The 21,338-nt window shown below is 49.5% G+C and carries 25 protein-coding genes; 16 read left to right on the top strand and 9 right to left on the bottom strand.

The window, feature by feature from the left end; all coding sequences use genetic code 11:
* Nucleotides 1-12: 12 nt before the first annotated feature.
* The 3 genes from I2B62_RS18200 to I2B62_RS18190 form a co-directional block, all read right to left on the bottom strand.
* Nucleotides 13-1,308: a GHKL domain-containing protein gene (locus I2B62_RS18200; protein WP_195270458.1), complete on the bottom strand. Its 1,296-nt coding sequence runs from the start codon at nucleotides 1,306-1,308 to the stop codon at nucleotides 13-15.
* Entirely contained in the window at nucleotides 1,305-2,051 is a 747-nt protein-coding gene (locus tag I2B62_RS18195) for a LytTR family DNA-binding domain-containing protein (RefSeq protein WP_195270457.1), read from the bottom strand. The genes I2B62_RS18200 and I2B62_RS18195 overlap by 4 nt, the downstream gene beginning before the upstream one ends.
* An 82-nt stretch (nucleotides 2,052-2,133) precedes the next feature.
* On the bottom strand, nucleotides 2,134-3,732 hold the full coding sequence (locus I2B62_RS18190; RefSeq protein WP_195270456.1) for an L-serine ammonia-lyase, iron-sulfur-dependent, subunit alpha: 1,599 nt from the start codon (nucleotides 3,730-3,732) through the stop codon (nucleotides 2,134-2,136).
* Between the two features lie 153 nt (nucleotides 3,733-3,885).
* Here I2B62_RS18190 and I2B62_RS18185 point away from each other — a divergent pair, with 153 nt between their 5' ends.
* Complete coding sequence (locus I2B62_RS18185) at nucleotides 3,886-5,040, top strand: aldo/keto reductase (RefSeq protein WP_195270455.1); 1,155 nt, start codon at nucleotides 3,886-3,888, stop codon at nucleotides 5,038-5,040.
* Nucleotides 5,041-5,126: 86 nt separating this feature from the next.
* Here I2B62_RS18185 and I2B62_RS18180 read toward each other — a convergent pair whose 3' ends face one another.
* The 3 genes from I2B62_RS18180 to I2B62_RS18170 all read right to left on the bottom strand — a co-directional run bounded on the left by I2B62_RS18180 (nucleotide 5,127) and on the right by I2B62_RS18170 (nucleotide 8,316).
* Nucleotides 5,127-5,894 carry a glucose 1-dehydrogenase gene (locus I2B62_RS18180; RefSeq protein WP_195270454.1) on the bottom strand — a complete coding sequence of 256 codons (768 nt, stop codon included), beginning with the start codon at nucleotides 5,892-5,894 and terminating at the stop codon, nucleotides 5,127-5,129.
* Between the two features lie 76 nt (nucleotides 5,895-5,970).
* On the bottom strand, nucleotides 5,971-6,348 hold the full coding sequence (locus I2B62_RS18175; protein WP_195270453.1) for a hypothetical protein: 378 nt from the start codon (nucleotides 6,346-6,348) through the stop codon (nucleotides 5,971-5,973).
* 135 nt (nucleotides 6,349-6,483) lie between these two features.
* Nucleotides 6,484-8,316, bottom strand: a complete 1,833-nt coding sequence (locus I2B62_RS18170) for a glycerophosphodiester phosphodiesterase (protein WP_195270452.1) — start codon at nucleotides 8,314-8,316, stop codon at nucleotides 6,484-6,486.
* Between the two features lie 282 nt (nucleotides 8,317-8,598).
* On the opposite strand from I2B62_RS18170, the gene I2B62_RS18165 reads away from it, so the two are divergent.
* Together I2B62_RS18165 and I2B62_RS18160 are read left to right on the top strand one after the other, a co-directional pair.
* Nucleotides 8,599-8,988 carry a hypothetical protein gene (locus I2B62_RS18165; RefSeq protein WP_195270451.1) on the top strand — a complete coding sequence of 130 codons (390 nt, stop codon included), beginning with the start codon at nucleotides 8,599-8,601 and terminating at the stop codon, nucleotides 8,986-8,988.
* Nucleotides 8,989-9,065: 77 nt separating this feature from the next.
* Nucleotides 9,066-9,257 (top strand): hypothetical protein, encoded by a 192-nt coding sequence (locus I2B62_RS18160; protein ID WP_195270450.1) that lies wholly within the window; start codon nucleotides 9,066-9,068, stop codon nucleotides 9,255-9,257.
* On the opposite strand, the gene I2B62_RS18155 is transcribed toward I2B62_RS18160, so the two are convergent.
* Together I2B62_RS18155 and I2B62_RS18150 are read right to left on the bottom strand one after the other, a co-directional pair.
* Nucleotides 9,208-9,537 (bottom strand): methylated-DNA--[protein]-cysteine S-methyltransferase, encoded by a 330-nt coding sequence (locus I2B62_RS18155; RefSeq protein ID WP_195270449.1) that lies wholly within the window; start codon nucleotides 9,535-9,537, stop codon nucleotides 9,208-9,210. The genes I2B62_RS18160 and I2B62_RS18155 overlap by 50 nt on opposite strands.
* Before the next feature lie 97 nt (nucleotides 9,538-9,634).
* Nucleotides 9,635-10,570, bottom strand: a complete 936-nt coding sequence (locus I2B62_RS18150) for a 4Fe-4S binding protein (RefSeq protein ID WP_195270448.1) — start codon at nucleotides 10,568-10,570, stop codon at nucleotides 9,635-9,637.
* Between the two features lie 147 nt (nucleotides 10,571-10,717).
* Here I2B62_RS18150 and I2B62_RS18145 point away from each other — a divergent pair, with 147 nt between their 5' ends.
* The 5 genes from I2B62_RS18145 to I2B62_RS18125 all read left to right on the top strand — a co-directional run bounded on the left by I2B62_RS18145 (nucleotide 10,718) and on the right by I2B62_RS18125 (nucleotide 15,385).
* Nucleotides 10,718-11,596, top strand: a complete 879-nt coding sequence (locus tag I2B62_RS18145; protein WP_195270447.1) for a LysR family transcriptional regulator — start codon at nucleotides 10,718-10,720, stop codon at nucleotides 11,594-11,596.
* A gap of 305 nt (nucleotides 11,597-11,901) precedes the next feature.
* Nucleotides 11,902-12,546 carry an ethanolamine utilization microcompartment protein EutL gene (gene eutL / locus I2B62_RS18140; protein WP_038351958.1) on the top strand — a complete coding sequence of 215 codons (645 nt, stop codon included), beginning with the start codon at nucleotides 11,902-11,904 and terminating at the stop codon, nucleotides 12,544-12,546.
* Nucleotides 12,547-12,831: 285 nt separating this feature from the next.
* A complete protein-coding gene (locus I2B62_RS18135) occupies nucleotides 12,832-13,251 on the top strand; it encodes a 4Fe-4S binding protein (protein WP_195270446.1) in 420 nt (139 codons plus the stop codon).
* Nucleotides 13,248-15,140, top strand: coding sequence for an aldehyde ferredoxin oxidoreductase family protein (locus tag I2B62_RS18130; RefSeq protein WP_195270445.1), 1,893 nt, complete (start codon nucleotides 13,248-13,250; stop codon nucleotides 15,138-15,140). The genes I2B62_RS18135 and I2B62_RS18130 overlap by 4 nt, the downstream gene beginning before the upstream one ends.
* Nucleotides 15,137-15,385 (top strand): MoaD family protein, encoded by a 249-nt coding sequence (locus tag I2B62_RS18125; RefSeq protein ID WP_195270444.1) that lies wholly within the window; start codon nucleotides 15,137-15,139, stop codon nucleotides 15,383-15,385. The genes I2B62_RS18130 and I2B62_RS18125 overlap by 4 nt, the downstream gene beginning before the upstream one ends.
* A gap of 47 nt (nucleotides 15,386-15,432) precedes the next feature.
* Here I2B62_RS18125 and I2B62_RS18120 read toward each other — a convergent pair whose 3' ends face one another.
* Complete coding sequence (locus tag I2B62_RS18120) at nucleotides 15,433-15,627, bottom strand: (Fe-S)-binding protein (protein ID WP_195270443.1); 195 nt, start codon at nucleotides 15,625-15,627, stop codon at nucleotides 15,433-15,435.
* Nucleotides 15,628-15,725: 98 nt separating this feature from the next.
* On the opposite strand from I2B62_RS18120, the gene I2B62_RS18115 reads away from it, so the two are divergent.
* The 8 genes from I2B62_RS18115 to I2B62_RS18080 all read left to right on the top strand — a co-directional run bounded on the left by I2B62_RS18115 (nucleotide 15,726) and on the right by I2B62_RS18080 (nucleotide 21,285).
* Nucleotides 15,726-16,406 (top strand): MBL fold metallo-hydrolase, encoded by a 681-nt coding sequence (locus I2B62_RS18115; protein ID WP_195270442.1) that lies wholly within the window; start codon nucleotides 15,726-15,728, stop codon nucleotides 16,404-16,406.
* Between the two features lie 133 nt (nucleotides 16,407-16,539).
* On the top strand, nucleotides 16,540-16,902 hold the full coding sequence (locus I2B62_RS18110) for an arsenic metallochaperone ArsD family protein (protein ID WP_195270441.1): 363 nt from the start codon (nucleotides 16,540-16,542) through the stop codon (nucleotides 16,900-16,902).
* Complete coding sequence (locus I2B62_RS18105; RefSeq protein ID WP_195270440.1) at nucleotides 16,892-17,377, top strand: DUF6376 family protein; 486 nt, start codon at nucleotides 16,892-16,894, stop codon at nucleotides 17,375-17,377. Before I2B62_RS18110 ends, I2B62_RS18105 begins: the two co-directional genes overlap by 11 nt.
* Before the next feature lie 124 nt (nucleotides 17,378-17,501).
* Nucleotides 17,502-17,930, top strand: a complete 429-nt coding sequence (locus I2B62_RS18100) for a MarR family transcriptional regulator (RefSeq protein ID WP_195270439.1) — start codon at nucleotides 17,502-17,504, stop codon at nucleotides 17,928-17,930.
* A gap of 46 nt (nucleotides 17,931-17,976) precedes the next feature.
* The gene (locus tag I2B62_RS18095) at nucleotides 17,977-19,335 is read left to right on the top strand and encodes an MATE family efflux transporter (protein ID WP_195270438.1); all 1,359 of its coding nucleotides are present in this window, start codon (nucleotides 17,977-17,979) and stop codon (nucleotides 19,333-19,335) included.
* Nucleotides 19,336-19,451: 116 nt separating this feature from the next.
* Complete coding sequence (locus I2B62_RS18090) at nucleotides 19,452-19,904, top strand: helix-turn-helix domain-containing protein (RefSeq protein ID WP_195270437.1); 453 nt, start codon at nucleotides 19,452-19,454, stop codon at nucleotides 19,902-19,904.
* Nucleotides 19,905-20,663, top strand: a complete 759-nt coding sequence (locus I2B62_RS18085; protein WP_195270436.1) for an ABC transporter ATP-binding protein — start codon at nucleotides 19,905-19,907, stop codon at nucleotides 20,661-20,663. It begins immediately after the preceding gene.
* Nucleotides 20,641-21,285 carry an ABC-2 transporter permease gene (locus I2B62_RS18080; RefSeq protein WP_195270435.1) on the top strand — a complete coding sequence of 215 codons (645 nt, stop codon included), beginning with the start codon at nucleotides 20,641-20,643 and terminating at the stop codon, nucleotides 21,283-21,285. The genes I2B62_RS18085 and I2B62_RS18080 overlap by 23 nt, the downstream gene beginning before the upstream one ends.
* The last annotated feature ends 53 nt before the right edge of the window (nucleotides 21,286-21,338 follow it).

The raw sequence follows: 21,338 nt of genomic DNA, 5'->3' as shown, positions 1-21,338 counted from the left end.
TGGGCCGTTTTTTTAATGGTTCAGCAAAATTTGAAGGGTAAACAGGCAGTGCTCTGTTTTATAATGCAGAATGCCATTGTATTTTTTTACAATAAAGGCAATGCTTTGAGTACCGATGCCGTGGTGCTCGTCATGGTTGACGGGAAGGCCTTCTTCGCTGAACTCGGCCTGGCCGTTAAAGGTGTTGTTGATCTCAATGACGAGCTTATCCGGATAGTTCCGGCAGATCAGGCTGATACTCCGCTCGTCGGCAGCGGGGAGCTTGGCGCAGGCGTTGAGGGCGTTCTCGAGAGCGTTGGAAAAAATGACGCAGAGATCGGTATCCTCCACAAAAAGCTCCTTGGGAATGGACAGCTCACTGCAGATCGTGATGCCTTTTGTCATGGCCAGCTCGGTGTACAGGGAAACCAGGGTGTTTACCAGATAATTTTCGCAGAACTGGTAATAGGCGGTCTCGTCAATCATGCTCTGAATCCGTCGGGAATAAGCTTCAGCCTTTTCCGGATGGCCGTCCTGCAAAAAAGCGGTGATGATGCCAATATGGTGGCGCATATCGTGCCGGTACATACGGATAACCTCCATTTTCTGCTGCTGGGTGTCAAACTGGCGTTTTTGCAGGTTGATCTGGAGGCCCAGAAACTCAGCCTCCCTCCGGGCAGTGGTCAGCTCATAGGAACGCTGAAAGGTAATAAAGATAACCGCGTAAACGCCGAACATGGTCAGGTAGACCAGTCCCAGCGTGGGAAGTATCTGAGGCCTCTCATAAAAAATAGTGGGAAAAAGCACCAGCGACATAATCACAGCGCAGAACAGGATTGGTACAAAAGAAATTAAGACCCATCCGGTTTCCAATGATTTTGTAAAAAGGCGGAAGGGCCTGCGGAGGTACCGGGTATAGAGCAGAAAGACTACCCCATAGGACAGGAGCCGCATGAACAGCTCGGTATAAAAACCGCCGCCCACGGCTTTTGTACCGTAATAGGACAGTACGGCAATGGCAAAAAACAGATTGATCTGAGTCCAGAAGTTAAACTGAGCCTTAAAAATATCATCCTTTGCCAGAACTGCCAGCAGGATAACACAGGGAAGCGTGGTGGTGAGCAAAAAATAGCGGAAAAGCACACTGAGGCCCGCCACGTAAAGGATAACGCCGTTGATCGTCATGGAGGCTATAAAATAAAAGAAAATGATCAAAAGGCATTTTCTGCGGGAATACCGGAATTCTGTCATGACAAAAACCAGGCCAATGGTGCATAAAAGGGCCAGGGAGGCCCGCAAAAAAGACTGGTAAAAGTTTCCGGCCATCATAGCAGAAGACCGCCCTTGTTATACAGCAGAAAATTGAGGTACTGATCCTTGACCTCTGTGTAGCGGCGTCCGGCGATGGGGATAACGGTGCCGTCCTCCAGAATAAAGCTGTCGGAGTTCAGGGTGCTGATGGCATAAAGATTTACCACAAATGCCCGGTGCGGCCTTAAAAAACAGGTGGAGTCGTTAATCTGGTTTTCAAGCTCTGTCAGGGTAATGGTGGAATTGGCAGTGGCAATGGTGGCACCGTTTTTTGTGTGGATATGGAGCACGTGGCTGATATGCTCCACATAGGTGATGTCATAGACCTTTAAGCTCTGGATGCCATGGGAAGTGGTTATGGCCAGGCGCTGGGTTTGTGTCAGGGTCAGGCGTTCCAGCAGCTTATCCAGAATATCATAAAGCTTTTTCCGGTCAAGGGGCTTGAGAAGATACTGAAAGGCGTTGACCTCATAGGATTTCAGGGCATAGTCCGGGGAGGTGGTCAGGAAAATAATGGTGCTCTCATCATCGATGGCCCGAAGCGCTTTGGCCAGGGCGATACCATCCATATCCGGTAGAATGATATCCAGAATCAGAATATCGAAGCGGTTCTGGTCCTCCACGGCATCCAGCAGGGCATGGCTGGACTGAAAACAGTCCAGCGAGATGAGCTCCTGCTTGTGTTTACAGTAATTTTTGATAATGGCGGCCAGATCAGCCAGTTCGCTGGGCTGATCGTCGCAGATGGCAATTTTTATCATGGCTGCGCCTCCTCGTTCTGGGCTTTTTATCATTATAGCACAAGTTGAGAGAACCGTGATGGCATTTAAGCGGTGAAAGGGGTCATTCGTGCGGCTGGCCGGCCTTTCTTTCCAGCAGAGCGGCAGCGGGAGTAAGGCATAACCCGCCGTTTCCGGTACAGCGCAGCTCCGATGGAAGCTGGCAGCCGACACGGTACATTGTCTCGATGGTTTCATCCAGCGGTATCTGGGAATCATAGCCGCCGAGGGTTATCTCCGCGCTTGTCAGAGCATTGGAAACAGCCATGGCGTTTCGGCTGACGCATGGAATTTCGACTCTGCAGGCAACAGGATCGCAGATAAGGCCGAGCACATTCTGGAGAGCGGTGGAGGCAGCGCGAAGCGACGCGTCTGGGTCACTGTTTATGAAGGTGACCGCCATCGCTGCTGCCATGGCGCTGGCGGCGCCATTTTCGGCCTGACAGCCGCAGACCTCGGCGGCAAAGGTTGCCTGCTCCGCGATAAATACGCCAACGATGCCGGCGCACAACAGGGCCTTTGCGGCTGGCTCCAGCTGTTCTTCCTCCAAAACAGGCGGGAAGACGGCAGGCTTTTCGGATTTCTGGAGCAGTGCGAAGAGTACACCGGGGAGTACGCCGCAGGAGCCGGCCGTGGGTCCGGCAACCACAACGCCCATGGTATTGCTGGCCTCCATGACCGCAGTGCTGTAGACCGCCCCGCTTTGATAGGGGCTGGGGGAAAGCAGACGGCCGGCAGAGGCGGCGGCCGCCATTGAAGCGGCAGCGGGCTTTGTGAGCCCTTCACCTGCGGAGATGTACTGTAAGCCGAAGCTTATGGACTGGTGCATGGTTTTTACGAGCATTTTAGCGTAATCTAGTATTTCTTCCATCGGCCATCCGCTTCTAACAGATTCATATGTTACAGCGGCCCGCCAGAGTGGCATGGGATTTTTTCTTAAAAAAGCAATGAGGGTGCCGGCAGTGCCAAAGGGCAGCGCTGAACACTCCGGCGTGGGCACAGGCAGAATCGCGGGAATACAGCGCAGCTTGCCCGGCGCTGTTTTTATCAGGCTTTCAATTTCGGCGCGTTTAACGGTTGCTTTCAGCGGCAGCGCATAAAAGCCATCGCCGCTGACCAGACTCTGCGGGTCAGCCATGGATGGCGGCAGCTTCTGCAAAAAATGTTTGAGGATACGCTGCTGCTCACGGGAGTAAAAACCCGCGAGTACAGGCCTGTCTCCCCTGAAGTCAACGGCGGTGCCGTTGATGGCGGTTATGCAGAACATTCCGCCGCCTGTGGAAAGGGAGGTGACGCAAAGACGTCCAGATGGGCCGGACAGAATAAGATCGCAGGTATTGGGATGCTCGCAGGCCTTGTCGGACAGGCTGACTTTAAAGGAAACGCCCTCTTGTCTGAGGTATCTGAGACTGTTTTTAAAATTAGGATGGTTCAGAGGCATCCCAAGCAGGCCGGCGGCAAAGGCGGTATCTGATTTCTGACCTTTATAGGTGGTGGCGTATGAACTGTTTTTAGGGAAAATCAGCTGGATGGATTTGAAATCCGGCATCAGGCAGCCGGCAAAGTATCCGATACGTCCGGGAGCGGCTGTATGAGAGCTGGAAGGTCCGGTCATCACTGGGCCCAGTACGTCATTAAAAATACTTGTTTTATAATTTATCATGGGAAGCTCCTTTGGTGGGTTGCTTTTATTGTAAGGCGGTGGACGGGCCGGGGTCAAGAAGAAAAAAAGGTTTAACCGTCATCGAATTTTACATCTGTTACACAGGACAAAAGGGTGCTATAATACGGTTAAGCTGAGAAAGGAGCAGTAGTTGTGGAATATCGTAAGCTAAAGGGTGTTGAAACACCTGTGAGTGTGATTGGCTTTGGCGGGGTTTATCTGGAGGGCATGCCCGGTGATGAAATCATCGAGATGGTATACCATGCCATGGATCTGGGCATCAATTTGCTGGATCTTTATATGCCTCAGCCGGAGATAAGGGACGCCATCGGCGCGGCGGTGCGGACACATCCGGGCAAGATGCTGATCCAGGGGCATTTATGCACAGTCTGCGACCAGGGGCAGTATGTCCGCAGCAGGAACCTGGAGGAGGTGAAGCGTTCCTTTGAGGATATGTTGAACCGTCTGGGGCAGGATTACGTAGACTTTGGGATGATCCATTTTCTGGATTCAGAGAAGGATGTGGAGTCAGTGAAGAAAAGTGGGATTCTGGATTACGCTATAAACCTGAAAGAGCAGGGCGTTATCCGAAAGCTTGGGTTTAGCTCTCACAATGCCGTCACAGCCATGAAGCTGGTGGAAACCGGCTTGTATGAGATGCTTATGTTCAGCCTCAATCCGGCCTATGACCTGGATCATGGGCAGCGTGAGGTGGAGGATATTATGGCGTTTAAGGGCGTGGCGGTGGATGAAAAGGCACTGGGCATCGCACCGGTCAGAAGTGCGCTGTATCAGCGCTGTGAGGCAATGGGGATTGGGATAACGGTCATGAAGGCACTGGCGGCCGGACGGCTGCTGTCAGCGGAAAGCTCACCCTTTGGCAGAGCCATGACTCCGGCACAGTGCTACCATTACGCTCTGGACCGCCCTGGAGTGGTGTCCGTGCTTCCCGGGTTTTCTTCTCTGCGGGAAATCGACGAAGCGGCAGCCTACTGCCGGAGCTCTGAGATAGAACGGGACTACAGCGCCATTGCTGATGCACCGAGCTTTCAGCTGCAGGGGCAGTGCATGTACTGCAATCACTGCCAGCCCTGTCCATCAGGGATTGATGTGGCGGCGGTGACAAAATATCTGGATGTTGCGAGACAGCATAAGGGCAGAATACCAGGCGCTACGGCTGAGCATTACAAAGCGCTGAAGGCCCATGGGTCAGACTGCATTGAGTGCGGCAGCTGTGTGAAGCGGTGTCCCTTTGGTGTGGATGTTATCCGCAATATGCAGGAAGCATCTGGTATTTTTGGACTGTAAAAATAAAAAGCCCTGTCATCTTACTCTGCGAGGTACCGCAGAACAAGATGACAGGGCATTAACTATGGATGGCAAAATCTGATTTGTCAGACGATTGAGGTACCGCCGTCTACGACAATGTGCTGGCCTGTGACATAGCTTGAAGCGTCACTGGAAAAGAAGAGCACCGGTCCGCTGACCTCACCGCGTTTTCCCGGCCGACTCATGGGGCATTGGGCACTGTAGCCCTGAAGGAAGGCTTCGGACTTAAACAAGGTGTCCTTTGTCATTTCGGATTCAAAGAGTCCCGGACATACGGCGTTGACGGTGATATTAAATTGCCCATAAGAAGCGGCCATGCCGATTGTCAGGCCAAGCACCGCGCTTTTGGAGGCATTGTAGGAGTGGCGGATAAACATATCGGCTTTATCCCCGATCAGAGCGTTGACAGAACTGATATTGACGATTTTTCCGTAGTTTTGTTCTTTCATATGCGGAATGACATATTTGCTCATAATAAAGATGCCCTTGACGTTGACATCCATGGCATGGTCCCAGTCTTCTACGGTCAGGGTATCCACACCGCCGCGGACGGCAACGCCGGCGTTGTTAAGCAGAATATCAATTTTACCAAATTCTGTAATGATTTTTTCTACGGCGTCTTTAACGCACGCTTCATCGGTCACATCACAGGATATGACCAAAACTCTGCGGCCCATCCCTGAAATTTCGGCGGCCACCTGTTCCAGCTTTTCTTTTCTTCTGGCGAGCAGTACAACATCTGCTCCATTTTGCGCATAGGCTCTTGCGGAATCTGCACCCAGGCCGCTGGAGGCTCCGGTGACAACCGCTACTTTATCGGTTAATTCAAACATGGCAGTGATCTCCTTTTATATTGTAATAGTTAGTAATTATTAACATTAAAATACCCATTTGAAGCGGCCTCAAACATTAACTGTACTCGCAGAGCTCACAGGCATCGCAGTTGCCGTTGCAGCCATAGCGGTCCATAAGCTTTTGCTGTCGGAGATATTTTTTAATATTATTGCCATCCACATAATAGATGGTCCGCGTCGAATCTGAAATCATTGTGCTGGGCGGAGCATTGTCATCAACCTGATCCTCCATCACAGGCTTGTGTGGATCGGATTTAGGAAAAAAACCGGTTGAAGCTTTGTACTCTGTGACATAGTTAAGCAGCCGGCTGGAGACTTTATTTCTGGCAGAGCTTTTGTCTTCATGGATTTCATAAAGACCGGCGGTTGGAATATTAATACAGTGGTGGCCATTTTTCAGGTCATAGATATGGGCAATGTAAGCGAGACGCATTTTAAAACTCCTTAGTTTTATTCGTTTTCAAAAACTGATAATAGTATATCACAATAAGTAAAGGTTATCAATAACAAAAATAATTTTTTTGAAAAAATAAAAAACTACTGGAAAAATCTTCCAGTAGTTTTTTCATCAATCTTGTTGATCAATGACCTCACGGGCCACAGCGGGCTTGTCTGTGATCAGGCCGAGTACACCAAGATCGAGGTATTGCTGCATCGCTTTTGGGTCATCCACTGTCCAGACATAAACCGGAAGCCATGCCTTTCGGGATTTACTGATCAGTTTTTTTGTGACCATATTTTCCTCTACAGTGAGAAAGTCAATATCCATATTTACCAGCCGTCTTGTGTCCGCCTTGCCCAGGTTTCCGTAAACACAGTAGCCCACCGTATAATCGGGGTGAAGTGTTTTCAGCTGTTCTACCAGACTGTAGTCCAGAGACATGAACATACAGTTCTTTTCATCATTTTGCGCTTCAACCACTTTGGCAGTTTCGGCAGCCACATCAGCCGTTTCGTGTCCGTGGGTTTTCAGCTCGATGAGCAGCTTAATCTGACCTTTTGTGACTTTGATCACTTCCTCAAGCGTTGAGATTTTTCCTTCGGCGTTGTTTTGAGACAGGTTCAGTTCTCCGAGCTCTGCGGCGGTCAGATCATAGACATTGATATTTTCACCGGAGAGGCGCTGGAGATTGCTGTCGTGTATTACCATGGGCACGTTATCCTTAGACAAGAGAATGTCAATTTCCGCGTAGTCTGCGCCCTGGTTGATGCCGCCCTGAATAGAGCCAAGGGTATTTTCCACACCTTCAGAGCTTCCCCGGTGTCCAATGACAATGGGGCTGTGCAGTGCGGGTGGGTTATAAAACAGGCTGAACATGGCCACAGCGAACAGAATGACAGCACCCAGAGCGATGGGCTTCTGATGCCTGACGAAGAATGGATGGGCTTTGATGCATGTCCAGGCGTTCTTTGCCGTATGGCGCGAAACATGAAAGAAGCTCATGGCCCTTTCTTTTGTGTGGCCCAGCTTCTCATCAATAAAGGGGAGGGCGCCCTCATCGATGTTAACTCTGCCATCGAGTCCGCTGTAGCCGGCGGTCAGTATGGTCAGCAGCAGGAGCATAAGCGTGATACGCAGCAAGCCTACCAGCAGAAAGCCCATGAGCGGGGCAAATGTGTTTCCTGAAAAAAGGCCCAGGAAAACAGTGAAGGGGCCGTTGCCTGAAATGCCGGGAAAATAAGTGGGGACAAGTCCTGGAAGGTTAAACAGAATAAGCCATATAAGCATATAAAAACCCAGTACTAAGGCGACGGGAAGACGCCCTCTTTTTAAAATATCAAAGCTGCGGCGGGAGGCTTTTACAAAGGAAACACGATCCAAAACCATCGCTGGCAATACGAAGAGCAGGAGCACAAAAATCACAAAGATAACCGCATAAAACAGGCAAACGCCAACGTTTCCCATCAGCGTTTTAGACAGCTCACCGGTAATGAAATTAGGTATCCGGGTCTGCGGCAGCAGAGAAGGGCGCAGGCCGATGTGTATCAGGGGCAGAAGGCCAAGCACGTAGGCTGTAAAGCCAACTGCCCCCAAATTTTTAAGGCTTTTATAAGTCGTCAGGGCCATCTTCATGGCAGTGCCCAGACTGACCGGTTGTTTATGGAGCCTGTGGTAGAGCATTAAGATGATGACTGCAAACTCGTAATAGACCATAAGCGCACCCAGCGCCAGCATAATGATGAGGGTAAGGACGCCGGGAATATTTGTGAAAAAATTAAGAATTCTTTCGTTGAATGCCAGGCTGTAGCCGCTGAGGTTTAAAAATATCTGCATAATAAATGACAGCAGCGGCTTAAGAAGAACCGCGCAGAGCATTTTATAGACGATCTCGAAGGCCAACAATGCCGGAAATGTCTGGATAAAGGCAATAAGAGTATTTTGAATGTTTTTTGATTTCATGTCAAAGGCTCCAGAGTTTTTTAATAGTTTACCATAAAACCCGGCCGCAGGCATGAAAAACAGAAATTTTTATAAAAGAAAAACAAATAAGTGTACTTGACAAAATATGAACAAATGTATATAATTAAAGCATAATTAAAAACAAATGTTCATACCAGCAACGCCGCTGCTTTTGGCAGGCGAGCCAACCGCCGGATGATGCCTTCCTGTATTTTTACGGAGGTGTTATCCGGTTTTTTTGTTTTAAAAACGGCTGCTGGCAGGCATAAAAGGAGGGATAAAATGAAAAAAATGTACTGTTCCATGCTTAAGGGAAGTGATCAAAATTCGATGCGGAAGCCTGTTCGAATTGTGGTGCCGTCAGATATGCGGGAGGTCTATTACCATCTTGAGGATATGGCGGGAAATCTGGGAATTCCAGCAAATAATGCTGTATGGGAGGAGCTGAGCAGCGAGGATGTTGAGCTGCTGGCTTTTCCCTTTAATGGGGACAACAGGGTTTTTACACTTGAGGAGTTTGTCGGCGCGGGCGGTGTCCAGAAGCTTTTTAAAACTGCGCGTCTCCGTGGAAATATTTCACTGATAGGCGAGATGGATTTTTTCTGCAGTCTGGCAAAGGGGACCAGTGAAGCGACGAACCAGGTTTTAGAACAGGAAGGATTGATGGAGTAAAAAATATATTGACAAGGAAAATAAAAGGGACTAAAATAGAAAAGAACAAATGTTTATACTTGAGGGGAGATGGCACTATGGTAAAACGTATTGCGGTTCGCTGCCCGCATTGCGGGCAGCGTCTGCTGGATGTTATTCAGACCGATGAAGTACCGGGCGGCTGCATTCTGGAAACAAAATGCCGGCGCTGCCGGAAGGTTTTGACAGTAAGGGTCAATTTTAGCGGGAAAGGTCTCCAGGGCCATTCCAGAGACAGCGCCGCATATTGACTTTACCGTTTGGCAGAAAGGCGACGCCTTCCTTTTTCAAAAGCTGTTTCTGAACGCCGGGGCCGCCAAAGATAAGGCCCTCGCAAAGGGAACCGTCACTGAAAACAACCCGGTGGCAGGGAAGCTCCAGATGTTCAGGCACACGACGGAGAGCAGCGCCCACAGCCCGCGCGGCGCGGGGCCGGCCGGCCAGCAGGGCAATCTGTCCGTAGGAAGCTACCCGGCCCTCAGGAATCTCTGCAATGACGCTGTAGAAATTTTCGTTGAGTGATGCTGGCATTGTGTATTTCCTCCTGCTTGTATCAATTCATTATAAAAGACGCCTCTGTAAAAAACAATACGCAAAAAGCCTCCTGGGAATGGAGGCTTTTCTTAAATCAGCAGGTTGCGCCGGATACGGTGGCAATACCTAAGATACTGTCTTTTTCGTTTAATAAATCGTTGGTGGTCAGTGCGCGTTCAACGGCTTCTGCGCCCAGGCGCTCAACAGTAGAGCCAAAACGTTCACTGTTCTGGCCTTCTTTTTTGTACAAAAGGATGGCTTTTTCCACAACGTCCATGATCTCATCACGGGTGAACAGTGTCTGAAGCTCTGTGCCCCGGCGGATAGATTTTCCCCAGCGGCCGCCGACATAGACCTTATAACGGACTTCACCGTCAGGAATCGCATCAAAACGGCAGTTATCAACACACAAGCCGCAGTTGTTGCATTTTTCGGCATCGATGACAAGCTTACCGTCTGTTACGGCAGCGGCATCCATTGGGCAGCGGTCCTCAACCGAGCATTTACTGCAGCCTTTGCACAGTTCATCATTGTAATTTGGAATTTTCTGGCCGACGATACCTAAGTCATTGAGGTCAGGCTTTACACAGTTGTTTGGACATCCGCCAACAGCAATTTTAAATTTATGGGGCAGAGTAACGTCACGGTAGCCTTTATAAAAGCGCTCGTGTACTTCCCGGGCAAGACCCTGCGTATCGATCAGCCCATAGGTGCACACGGTTCCTTTGCAGGCCACGACCGGGCGAACCTTTGGGCCGGTGCCGCCGGTCACCAGACCTTCTTTGGCAATAAATTCCTGGAAAGGCACTATATCATCCCATGTTAATCCCTGGACCTCTACGGTGAGACGGGTGGTAAAGGCAATATTGCCGTTTCCGAATTTCTGGGACGCTTCACTCAGGCAGGCAAACTGAGCGGCGTTTAGGACACCGTCTTCCGTGATAACACGGGCGGCAAAATGTTCGTGGTCATTGTTGAACAGGAAACCCTGCCCTTTGACGCGTTTAATCTCTTCAGGTGCAATGTTCATAAGCTTGTAAATCTCCTTCTCCGTTTAACTGAAAATATTCTTTGTTCTTCTGTCTATAGATTAACGGATTTCTTGACGATTGTAAAATAGTATTTTATAATCAGTTTAATAGCTAAATGCCTATAGAAAGAAAATGGGGGAGAAATTATGACCATCAGGCATCTGAAAGTTTTTCTGGCAGTCGCGGAAACAGGAAAAATGAGCACAGCGGCGGAACAGCTGTTTATCGCACAGCCGTCTGTCAGCCAGGCCATCGCAGATATTGAAAAATATTATAATGTACGCCTTTTTGAGAGGCTGTCCCGCAAGCTTTTCATCACGCCGGCAGGTGAAAGGCTTTTGGACTACGCAAGGCACATTGTGGCGCTGTTTGACGAGATGGAGCTGGAAATGAAATATTCTGCGGAGCATACGACGCTTAAAATAGGGGGGACTGTAACGGTTGGAACCACCATTCTCAGTGAGCTGGTCAGCCGCTTTGAGGCTGAAAACCCACCGGTCACCCTGACGGTTCTGGTCGATAACACACCGGTCATCGAGTCCATGATCTTAAAAAGTGATCTGGATCTTGGGATTGTTGAGGGGGAGGTAAAGAGCGAAGACCTTATCCAGATACCAGCCGTGGAGGATGAGATGGTGTTGATTTGTGGAACAGGCCATCCTTTCGCCGGCCGAAAGAGTATTAGTCTTGATGAATTGCAGGGCCAGTATTTTGTGATTCGCGAAAAAGGCAGCAGAGCCCGCAGCTTTTTTGAGAAGATTCTGGACAGCGAAGGGGTAGAGATTGTGGAAAAATGGACCTGTACAAACACAGAAGCCATTAAAAACGCCGTGATGGACGGCCAGGGTCTCGCGGTTCTTTCCAAGCGCCTGGTAGAACGGGACTTTGAACAGGGGCGGCTTTGCATCCTCATGATCCAGGGAATCCCATTAATGCGGAGCTTTACGCTGATCTATCACAAAAATAAATTTCTGTCGCCGCCTCTTAAGGCATTTGTTCAAGCCTGTAAGGAATATAATGACTAGTTTTCCACTTTTTGTTCACTTTTTGTCCACATTTTAACGTGGATAGTGTGGATAAGTTTTGTCTCAAAAAAAGCCTTCAACGAAAAATAAAGGGATTGCGTCCACAGGTTGTGCATAACTTGTGGATAAATTGTTGGTTTTCAGAGTAAAACTGTGAATAGACTGTGGAAACGGGGTATATAAAATATTTTGGTGCAAATTTTTCCATGACTCGGGCGGAGTTTCTTCTTTACTAACAAAATGACAGATGATATGATAATAGGCAATACAGAAACGTTAAAAATCTTAAAAAAGGGAGTTAAAAAATGACCGGGGATTTATTGAAAGCACATGTTCTGTCCAGCAAGCTGATGACAGACATTGAAGATATCATGATTGAAGAATTCGGTCTGCCGGAAGGCCATATTGACATCGGCCTTTTTACCACAGACAATGAGGATATTGGCTACGTAGCCGCAGATGAAGCGACCAAAAAAGCCAACGTACAGGTCTGCTATGCCAAATCGACCTACGGGGGACTTGGCTGCGCCTACGGCGGTGAGATGATTGGTATTATCTCAGGGCCATCCATCAGTGATGTTGAGAGCGGCCTGCGGACCATCACACATTTCACAGAGCATAATGCCTGCCTGTTCAGTGCACGCGAGGATGACGGGGTGCAGTTCTATGCACAGGTTATCTCAAAAATTGGTACATATCTGGCAGAAGTCTGTGATCTGCCGGTAGGTTCATCTGTCGCCTACCTTGTCGGCCCACCTTTGGAATCCATGATGGGCGTCGATGAAGCCCTGACAGCCGCCGACGTAGAGGTTGTAAAATTCTTCGGACCGCCGACCGTCTCAAACCGGGGCGGCGCCATCGTAACCGGCACCCAGTCCGCCTGTAAAACCGCCTGTATGGCCTTCGCTAAGATGGTAATGGACTGCGTCGAAGAACCCGTGGATTATTGACGGCGAATCCAAATTTTGGATAAATTTGGTAGCGAACAAGGAGCGTTAGCGGGTGAGCGGCAATGAGTCTAATGCAGATGCTGAGGAAATCATCCGAAAAGGATAATCGATTTCCGAAGAATCTGTTTTCCTTGAGCGAACGAGTACAGCAACTTTCGTGCCGCAATTAAAAACAATCTGCAAGAACAAAAGACTCTGGTTTTTGGCCAGGGTCTTTTTTGTTCACCAAATTTACAGAAAACCTGTTATAATAAAGATAATTAAAGAAGGAAGCGAGGGATAAAGATGGCCTATACCATTACAGAAAAATGTATCGGATGTACGCTTTGCGCGAGAAACTGTCCGGTGATGGCCATCACCGGCGAAAAGAAAAAGCAGCATGTAGTGAATGATAGGCGCTGTATTGACTGCGGCGTTTGTGGAAAATCCTGTCCACAGGCCGCGATTTTGGACAATCGTGGAGAGACAGCGGACAAAGTGCCAAAGAATCAATGGAAGAAACCAATGGTGGACCCGGCCGCGTGCAGCGCCTGCTCCATGTGTGTGGACGGCTGCCGTTTTGGATGTCTGGCAATCTCGATGCCAGCCTTTAAAGGGGATATCCGGGTGTACGCGGAGCTGGTCAGGCCAAAGGCCTGCGTGGGCTGCGGACTATGCGAGAGCCTGTGTCCGCTCTCAGCCATTCATATGGAGGTGATTCAATGAAACCCCTGAATTATTTGCACATTAACCTGACAACCGGGAAGATACGCCCGTTGCCGATCAAAGAAGGGGTTGTGGCAGCATACCTCGGCGGCAAGACGCTGGCAGCCAAGCTGCTTTACGATTTGCTGCCAAAGGGGGTGGAGCCTTTATCAACCGATAATATCCTGATTATTAACACGGGGATTATGACAGATACTGGCGCGCCGTCCTCCAGCCGGTTTAATATGACCTTTAAAAATGTGATGACCGGGGGAATCGCATCCTCCAACTGCGGCGGAACCTTTGGAATGATGCTGCGGCGTGCGGGAGTGGACGGGCTGATTCTGGCTGGCGGGGCAAAAAAACCCGTGTATCTGGAAATTTTGGACGGCGAAGTGACCATTCATGACGCAAAAGACCTGTGGGGATTGGACACCGAGGCTGTCCAGGAACGCTTCCCGAAGGTCTACGGAAAGGTATTTATCGGGCCCGCCGGGGAGAATAAGGTTCGTTATGCCTGTGCGGTTTCGGGTGAGCGGGTGGCCGGCCGCTGCGGCTGCGGCGCGGTAATGGGTGTCAAGAATTTGAAAGGCATTGTGGCTTATGGGACCAAACGGCCAGAGCTTTACAATAAACCGGCCTTTGACGCTTATGTGAAAAAGTGGGTGAAATTTATTCAGAATCATCCCATGACCGGTGACAGCCTGCCCCACTATGGCACTGCCGGTCTGGTGAACAATGCCAACGCTTCACATGCGCTGCCGACACACAATTTTAAAAGGGGCCAGTTTGAGCCTGCGGAGGACATCTGCGGAGAAACGCTCGCGGATAAATACCTGACCCGCAACAGCGGCTGTGTGAGCTGTCCGATACGCTGCGAGCGGCGCGTGAGGGTGGACGGACGCGAGGTAAAGGGGCCGGAGTTTGAGACTGTCGGGCTTTTTGGCTCAAATATAGAGAACAGCAATCTGGAGTTAATCAATGAGATTAATTACAAAGCCGATATTCTGGGAATAGATACAATTTCATTGGCAGGTACACTGGCTTTTGCGATGGAGCTCCAGGAAAAAGGAATGGCCGATTTTGGCCTGCGCTTTGGTGAAACCGGAAACTTGATGGCAATAATTGAGAAAATTGCTTACCGGCAGGGAGTTGGCGGTGAGCTGGCTGAGGGCAGCGCCCGTCTGGCAGAAAAGTACGGCGGCAAAGCTTTTGCGATTAATGCCAAAGGCATGGAGCTGGCGTCCTATGAGCCGCGGCGTTCGGTGGGCATGGGACTCGGTTATGCGACCTCCAACCGCGGAGGCTGTCATCTGAACGGCGGCTATCTTGCGCTGATGGAATCAGTGGGTGTAATGAGTGTCGGCGCACAGGGAACAAAGGGTAAGCCGGAGCTCACAGCTTTTATGCAGAATGGTATGGAGGCTGGTTCGGCGGCAGGCTTTTGCCTGTTCACCATGCAGACCATGATCCCGTCAATTTTATATCATATGGGGCCAGTCAGTCCGGTAACCCATACAGCGGGTAAGGCCATGATTATGGCCCGTGGAGTCCTTGGAAATATGTGGCCGCTGATGCCGGGACTGCTGCCTGTTAAAACTATGTACCTGATGCCCCACTGTAAAGCCATTGAGCTTGCCACAGGCATACGCATGACGACTGGTGAGTTTCTCCAGGCCGGGGAGCGGGGATTTACCATTGAGCGCCTGTTTAATCTGCGGGAAGGCCTGACAGCGGAGGATGACAGTCTGCCGGGACGTTTGACCGACGAACTCCAGGAGCCGGAGGACGCCAGCACCAGAGTGGATCTGGAAACCATGCTGCCGGTGTATTATAAAGTAAGAGGTTGGGATGAACACGGTGTGCCGAAAGCTTCGACACTCAGGCGTCTGGGGCTTGAAAGCCTATGATCACAGTAAAATATTTCGGGGCGCTGAGAGCGTCGACGGGTACAGCGCAGGAAAGTATCGAGGCCAAAAATGTTAAAGCGGTGCTTACAAAAATAAAAGCCGCCCACGGAAAAGAGGCGGCGGCAAAAGCCAGGCGGTGCCTGATCCTGCTGAACGGCGATAATGTGAATCTGCACAGGGGAATGCGCACAGCGCTGGGAGCCGGCGATGTTGTCAGTTTTGTTCCGGTATGTGCAGGTGGGTGAAACGGGGCGGCTTTGCAGAAAAATGTACGTGAGAAAATAACGTCACGTCATTTTTTCAGCATTTCCTCGACGGCTTTTCGTTTCTGTTCCTGCTCAGGGAGGCGGAGCGGAGCACAGCTGCTGAGATTGGCTTCGTTTTTGGACAGCTTGTCGGCAAAGGCCATGCAGTTATCCTCACCGCAGCGCTTGCAGTTGCTGTGGGGCAGATATTCATAAATATCGGTAGCGTAGATGGGTTCCATGTTTATCCTCACTTGTCATCAGAATGGGTTCATTGTACGCCTGCCCGGGCAGCCTGTCAAGACAGGATGAAAAGACTGAGTTTTGCAGAAAGGGGTGAATGACAAAAATGAAAAGATGGACGACTTCAGGCGGAATGGCCATTGAGCGTTTAAATACATTAAGATGCAATTGTTATGTGGTTCAATGCGGCAGCGCTGTCTATCTGGTGGATACCAGTGTGACGATGGAGCGACAGAGCATTGAGCGCCAGCTTAAAAAGCTGGGGATCGGCGGGCTTGACGGCATTATTTTAACCCACGTCCATACCGACCATGTGGGGAATGCCGCCTGTTTGCAGAAGAAATTCAACTGTCTGGTCTACGTACACGCCCATGAACGGACAGCCCTTCGGGACAGCTGCTGCCCGCTGCCGCGTGGAACCCTTCCTCTTACCAGAAAAGTTGTCAGCGCGGCGGGGGCTCTTGGCCTTTGGACCTGCTTTGAGCCCTGCAGAAATGTGATGGCGGTTGAAAATGGGCAGTACATTGCGCCGGGAATGCGTGTGCTGCACACACCGGGCCACACAAAAGGATCCATGAGCCTGATTTTGAATGAGGATATTGCGTTGGTAGGCGACGCGATTATCCATCGGAACGGGCAGGTCTATCCGCCCTTTGCCAACGATGAGGCGCAGCTGAGAAATTCCTTACAGAAGCTGCTTGAAACAAACTGTCAGCAGTTTTTGCCGGGGCATGGCAGTGTGGCGGGCAGAGAGGATATTCTGGGAGCACTGCTTTAAAGGAATTAAAACAGCCCTGCTAATGATAGCAGGGCTGTTTTTTTGCAGTCTTCACATTTATATATTTACTTTTAACTGAATTTATTAAGATTTCAGTGTTACAATGGAAGTATCATATAATGGGAGGATTCGAATGAAAGTATTAGAGCTTTTCGAGCCGGCGGCCATCGACGTGTCGGATGAAGACGCGCGTATGGACGCGGTGATTCAGGCACTTGTTAACGCCGGGGAAACGGTGAAGCGCTATGATATAATTGGAATGAAAAAAGATTTTGCCGAAAACGAAATGGTTGAGAATCTGCTGGATGCGGAAGGACCGGAGGTTTTGCCGATTACCCTGATCGACGGCGTGCTGGTAAAGCAGGGGGGCTATCCATCCAACACTGAGATTGCCAATTGGTTCGGCATAACAGAAGATACAATCGCTGCGTGCTGCAGAGCATCCGGGAAGGGCTGTGGCAGCTGCGGTGGCTGTGGAGGGCGTCATGAAAGTTAAAAACAGGCTGTTTGCGTCTACTCTGGCGGTGCTTGTAACCTCCTTGATCCTTACCGGCTGCGGCAGCAAGGACGGACCAGCGGGAAAGGCTGAGTATCTTGGTTTTCTGGGCGGACAGTTTACTTCCATGACCAGCACGGTACAGAGCATTCAGGATAAGCTTTCTGATTTTACCGAGGCTTCTCTGTCAGACGCATCATGGGTGTCGGACATGGAAAAGCAGCTCGACCAGGTTGACAAGGCCTGTGACGCCATTGTCAGCTACGATAAGGTGCCTCAGGATTATACCGATCTTCACAGCAAGCTGACCAGCGTGGCGAATCAGCTTAAACCAGCAGTAGCAGCCTATAAAACCGGCATCGAGAACAAGGATTATGACGCGCTGTCCTCGGCCAACGAACAGATAAAGAGTACGGCTGCTTCACTTCAGTCATACATACCTGAGCTTAAAAATCTGCTGGGCAGTCAAAATTAGAAAACGAAAAACAGGCAAATTGCCTGTTTTTTTTATTGACAAAATAGAAAGTTCAATTTAAAATAGTTTATACGTAAACTGTTTAAAAAGAAACTGTTTACGGCCAAACGATATGGAGGAAACGATGTTTTTTAAAAATATCTCAATCATTTACCGCCACAGCGCCATTTTATTTCAAAAACGCCTGAGCGGTCTGCGGCTCAATAATACAGAGCAGTCTATTCTTTTGTATTTAAAGCGCAAGGATGGTGTCAACCAGCATGCCATTGTACGTTTTTTTCAGTTTAATAAAGCCACGGTGGCCAAAACCCTGTCTGTACTGGAGGAAATGGGATTTATTAAACGGGAAACCAGCTGTGAAAGCAAGCGCGAAAAGTGTGTTTACCTGACCGAGGCCGGTACCAGAGCAGCGGTGGCGATTAAGGAAAGCCGGCGGCAGCTGGAAGAAGAGGTGATGGCAGAGTTTACAGAGGAGGAAAGAGCCCTGTTTGCTGAGCTGTCAGAGAGAATCGCGGTAAAAGTTTGGAAGCTTAATCAGGAAAGCGAAGGTTGAGGCGGACCGTCCTGAAAATATGAACCTTGGAGGAGAGTGAAAATTTATGGTTAATGATATGACCCAGGGAAAGCCGGCAAAAATTCTAATGATCTTTATGCTGCCCATGCTGCTCGGCAACATTTTTCAGCAGCTTTACAATATTGTGGATACCGTTATCGTTGGGAATTATGTGGGCGCAGATGCGCTGGCGGCGGTCGGCTCGACAGCGGCGATGGTATTTTTGCTGGTCGCGATCGCCATGGGATTGAGCATGGGCTGCTCAGTACTTATTTCCCAGTATTTCGGCGCGGGAGACAAGAAAAACATGCGCCGGGCGGTATTCACCAGCATGGTTTTCATCCTGGCTGTCGGGGCTGTGGTCTGTGTGCTGGGGCTTGCCATCTCGGACTGGCTTCTGCATTTAATCCAGACGCCGGCCAACATTTATGAGGGGGCATCCACCTATATAAATATCTATTATATGGGCTGCATTTTTCTGTTTACCTACAACGGCCTGGCCGCGATATGCCGTGCTGTGGGGGATTCAAAAACGCCCCTGTATTTTTTGATTGTCGCGGCTCTTTTAAATATTGTACTGGATTTATTGTTTGTGATTTATTTTAACATGGGTGTGGCCGGCGTGGCCTGGGCCACGCTGATCGCACAGGGTGTATCGGCAGTTACCTGTCTGATTTATGTTTATTTTAAGGTGCCGGTGCTCAAGCTTCAAAAAGAAGACTGTGTTTTCGATTTTAAAATGCTGAAAGACCTGCTGGCCTATGCGATCCCTTCAACGGTACAGCAGTGTATTGTATCCTTCTCGATGATGGCGATTCAGGGGCTGGTCAACAGCTTTGGATCGGTATTTATCGCGGGGTATACCGCAGCGACCAAGATCGACTCCATCGCGATCCAGCCACTGCTCAGCACGACCATGTCCTTATCGACCTTTACGGCGCAGAACATTGGCGCCGGCCGCACAGAACGGGTTTATGAAGGCTTTAAAGTAACGATTCTGATCGTCGTGATCATGTGCCTCGCGATCTCTGGCCTGATCTTTTTATTCGGGGATGCCTTTATTGGCGCGTTTGTAGATTCTGTGGCAGACGCGGGGGTGATCCAGGTCGGCGTGGAGTATATCCGCATCGTTTCGGTATTTTATGTGGTCATGGGGCTGATGTTCTCGGCTGGCAGCGTGCTGCGCGGCGCGGGAGACGCCACAGCCTTTATGATGGGCTCGCTGTCAAACTTTGTTGTCCGTATCGCGGCAGCCTATATTCTGGCAGGTATGATTGGCTCCAGCGCGATCTGGTGGTCCATCCCCATGGGATGGGGTGTTGGCCTGGTGGTCAATTATATCCGTTACCGCAGTAAAAAGTGGGAAACTAAAGCCGTCATCAGCAAAAAACAGGTAGAAGCTTAAAGGATGCCTCCGGGCATCTTTTTTTAATGCAACCAAAGCAAACATATTTTGTTAATGTCGGTTGGTGGACAATCCGAAGGATTCTGTTAAAATGAGTATCAGGAGGTATGTAAAATATGAAAAATCAGTTAAGTATGAATCTGACAGCACTCCGGAAAATGAACCAGTATACCCAGGAGGAAGTCGCGTCTGGAATCGGCGTCAGCCGTCAGGCCGTGGCAAAATGGGAAAGCGGCGAAAGTACGCCGGATATTATCAACTGTAACGCTCTGGCTGAGCTGTACAATGTGAGTCTGGATGACCTGGTAAATTATAATGAAAAAGAAAAGGATGGCTTGGCGATTCCGCCAAAGGATAAGCATATGTTTGGCTGTGTAAGCGTAGGAGAACGCGGGCAGATTGTTATCCCCAAAAAGGCGCGCGAAATTTTTGATATAAAACCTGGCGACCGGCTCATGGTTCTCGGTGACGAAGACCCCGAAAGGGCAGGCATTGCCATTGTAAAGGAAGATGTCTTTATGGAACTTGCCGCCCAGATCATGGACGCGGTGAAAAGGGGCGAGGAATAGATGAATCTGTTATCTGTAAAAAATCTGAACAAAAAATACCCGGCTTTTGAGCTGAAAAATGTTTCCTTTGACGTAAAGCAGGGAAGTATTATGGGCTTTATTGGAAAAAACGGGGCGGGAAAAAGTACGACGCTCAAATCCATGCTCAATATGGTTCACCCCAACAGCGGAACCATTGAGATGCTGGGAAAAAACTTTTGTCAAAATGAGGCCTGGTGCAAGCAGAATATCGGGGTAGTGCTGGGAGGGATTGATTATTATCCCAAAAAGAAGCTAAGAACCATCACTAAGGTGACCAGCCGGTTTTATGAAAAGTGGGATGATGAAAAGTATCAGCAGGCCTTAACGCTCTTTGAGCTTGACGAAAATAAAACCGTTGATCAGCTGTCCGCGGGCATGCGGGTTAAATACCTCATCGCTCTGGCCCTGTCCCACCATGCCAGACTTTTGATCTTTGATGAGCCGACCAGTGGTCTGGATCCTGTATCGAGGGACGACCTGCTGGTTTTGTTTGAAAAGCTGGTGCAGACAGGTGACCGCAGTATTCTCTTTTCAACCCATATCACCTCAGACCTGGAAAAATCTGCGGATGACATCACTTATATTAAGGACGGCGCCATTATTGCCAGCGAAGATAAAAATGCCTTCATCCGCCATTTCCAATATCTAAAAGATAAAGAAGCGGATCCCGCGCTCTCACTGGAGGAGATTATGGTTCATATGGAAAGGAAAAAATATGATGAAAGCATTACTTTATAAGGAACTGTTTTTAACCAGTCTGCCGCCCACATTTATCTTTATGTTTTTCGGCGCCATGCTGATGATCCCCGGGTATCCCTACTATGTTCCTTTTTTCTTTGGCTGTCTGGGGCTCTTTTTTACCTTCCAGAACGGGCGTGAAAACAAGGACACCTTTTATACCGCGGCGCTGCCCATCTCAAAGGGCGATGTGGTCAGGGCAAGATGCCTGCTGGTGGTGCTGGTAGAGCTTGGAGAGGTGTTCATCTCCATCCCCTTTGCTGTTCTGCGGGCATATGTGCTGCCGCCAAACCCGGTAGGCATTGAGGCGAATCCTGCATTTTACGGCTTTGTATTGGTCATGTTCACCATCTTTAACGTGATTTTCCTGACGCAGTTTTATAAAAATGCCTACAATGTGGGCAAAGCTTTTGTAATAGCACAGATTCCCCTGTGGCTGTACATCATTGTGATGGAAGCACTGGTGCATTTTCCAAGGTTCAGCGCTTATCTGGACACGACCGACCCGTCAATAATGCTGAGACAGCTCCCGATTCTGGCGGCCGGGATCGTGATCTACGTGTTGGGAATGCTGACAGCCTGCCGTGTTTCCATCAAGCGGTTTGAAAAAGTTGATTTATAAAACAGACAGAAAACGAAGGGCGGTCAGTGTCCTTCGTTTTTTTATATTGTGCC

The organism is Eubacterium sp. 1001713B170207_170306_E7 (genome assembly GCF_015547515.1).
Lineage (GTDB): Bacteria > Bacillota > Clostridia > Eubacteriales > Eubacteriaceae > Eubacterium.
This window is presented reverse-complemented; position numbering and strand designations above follow the sequence as displayed.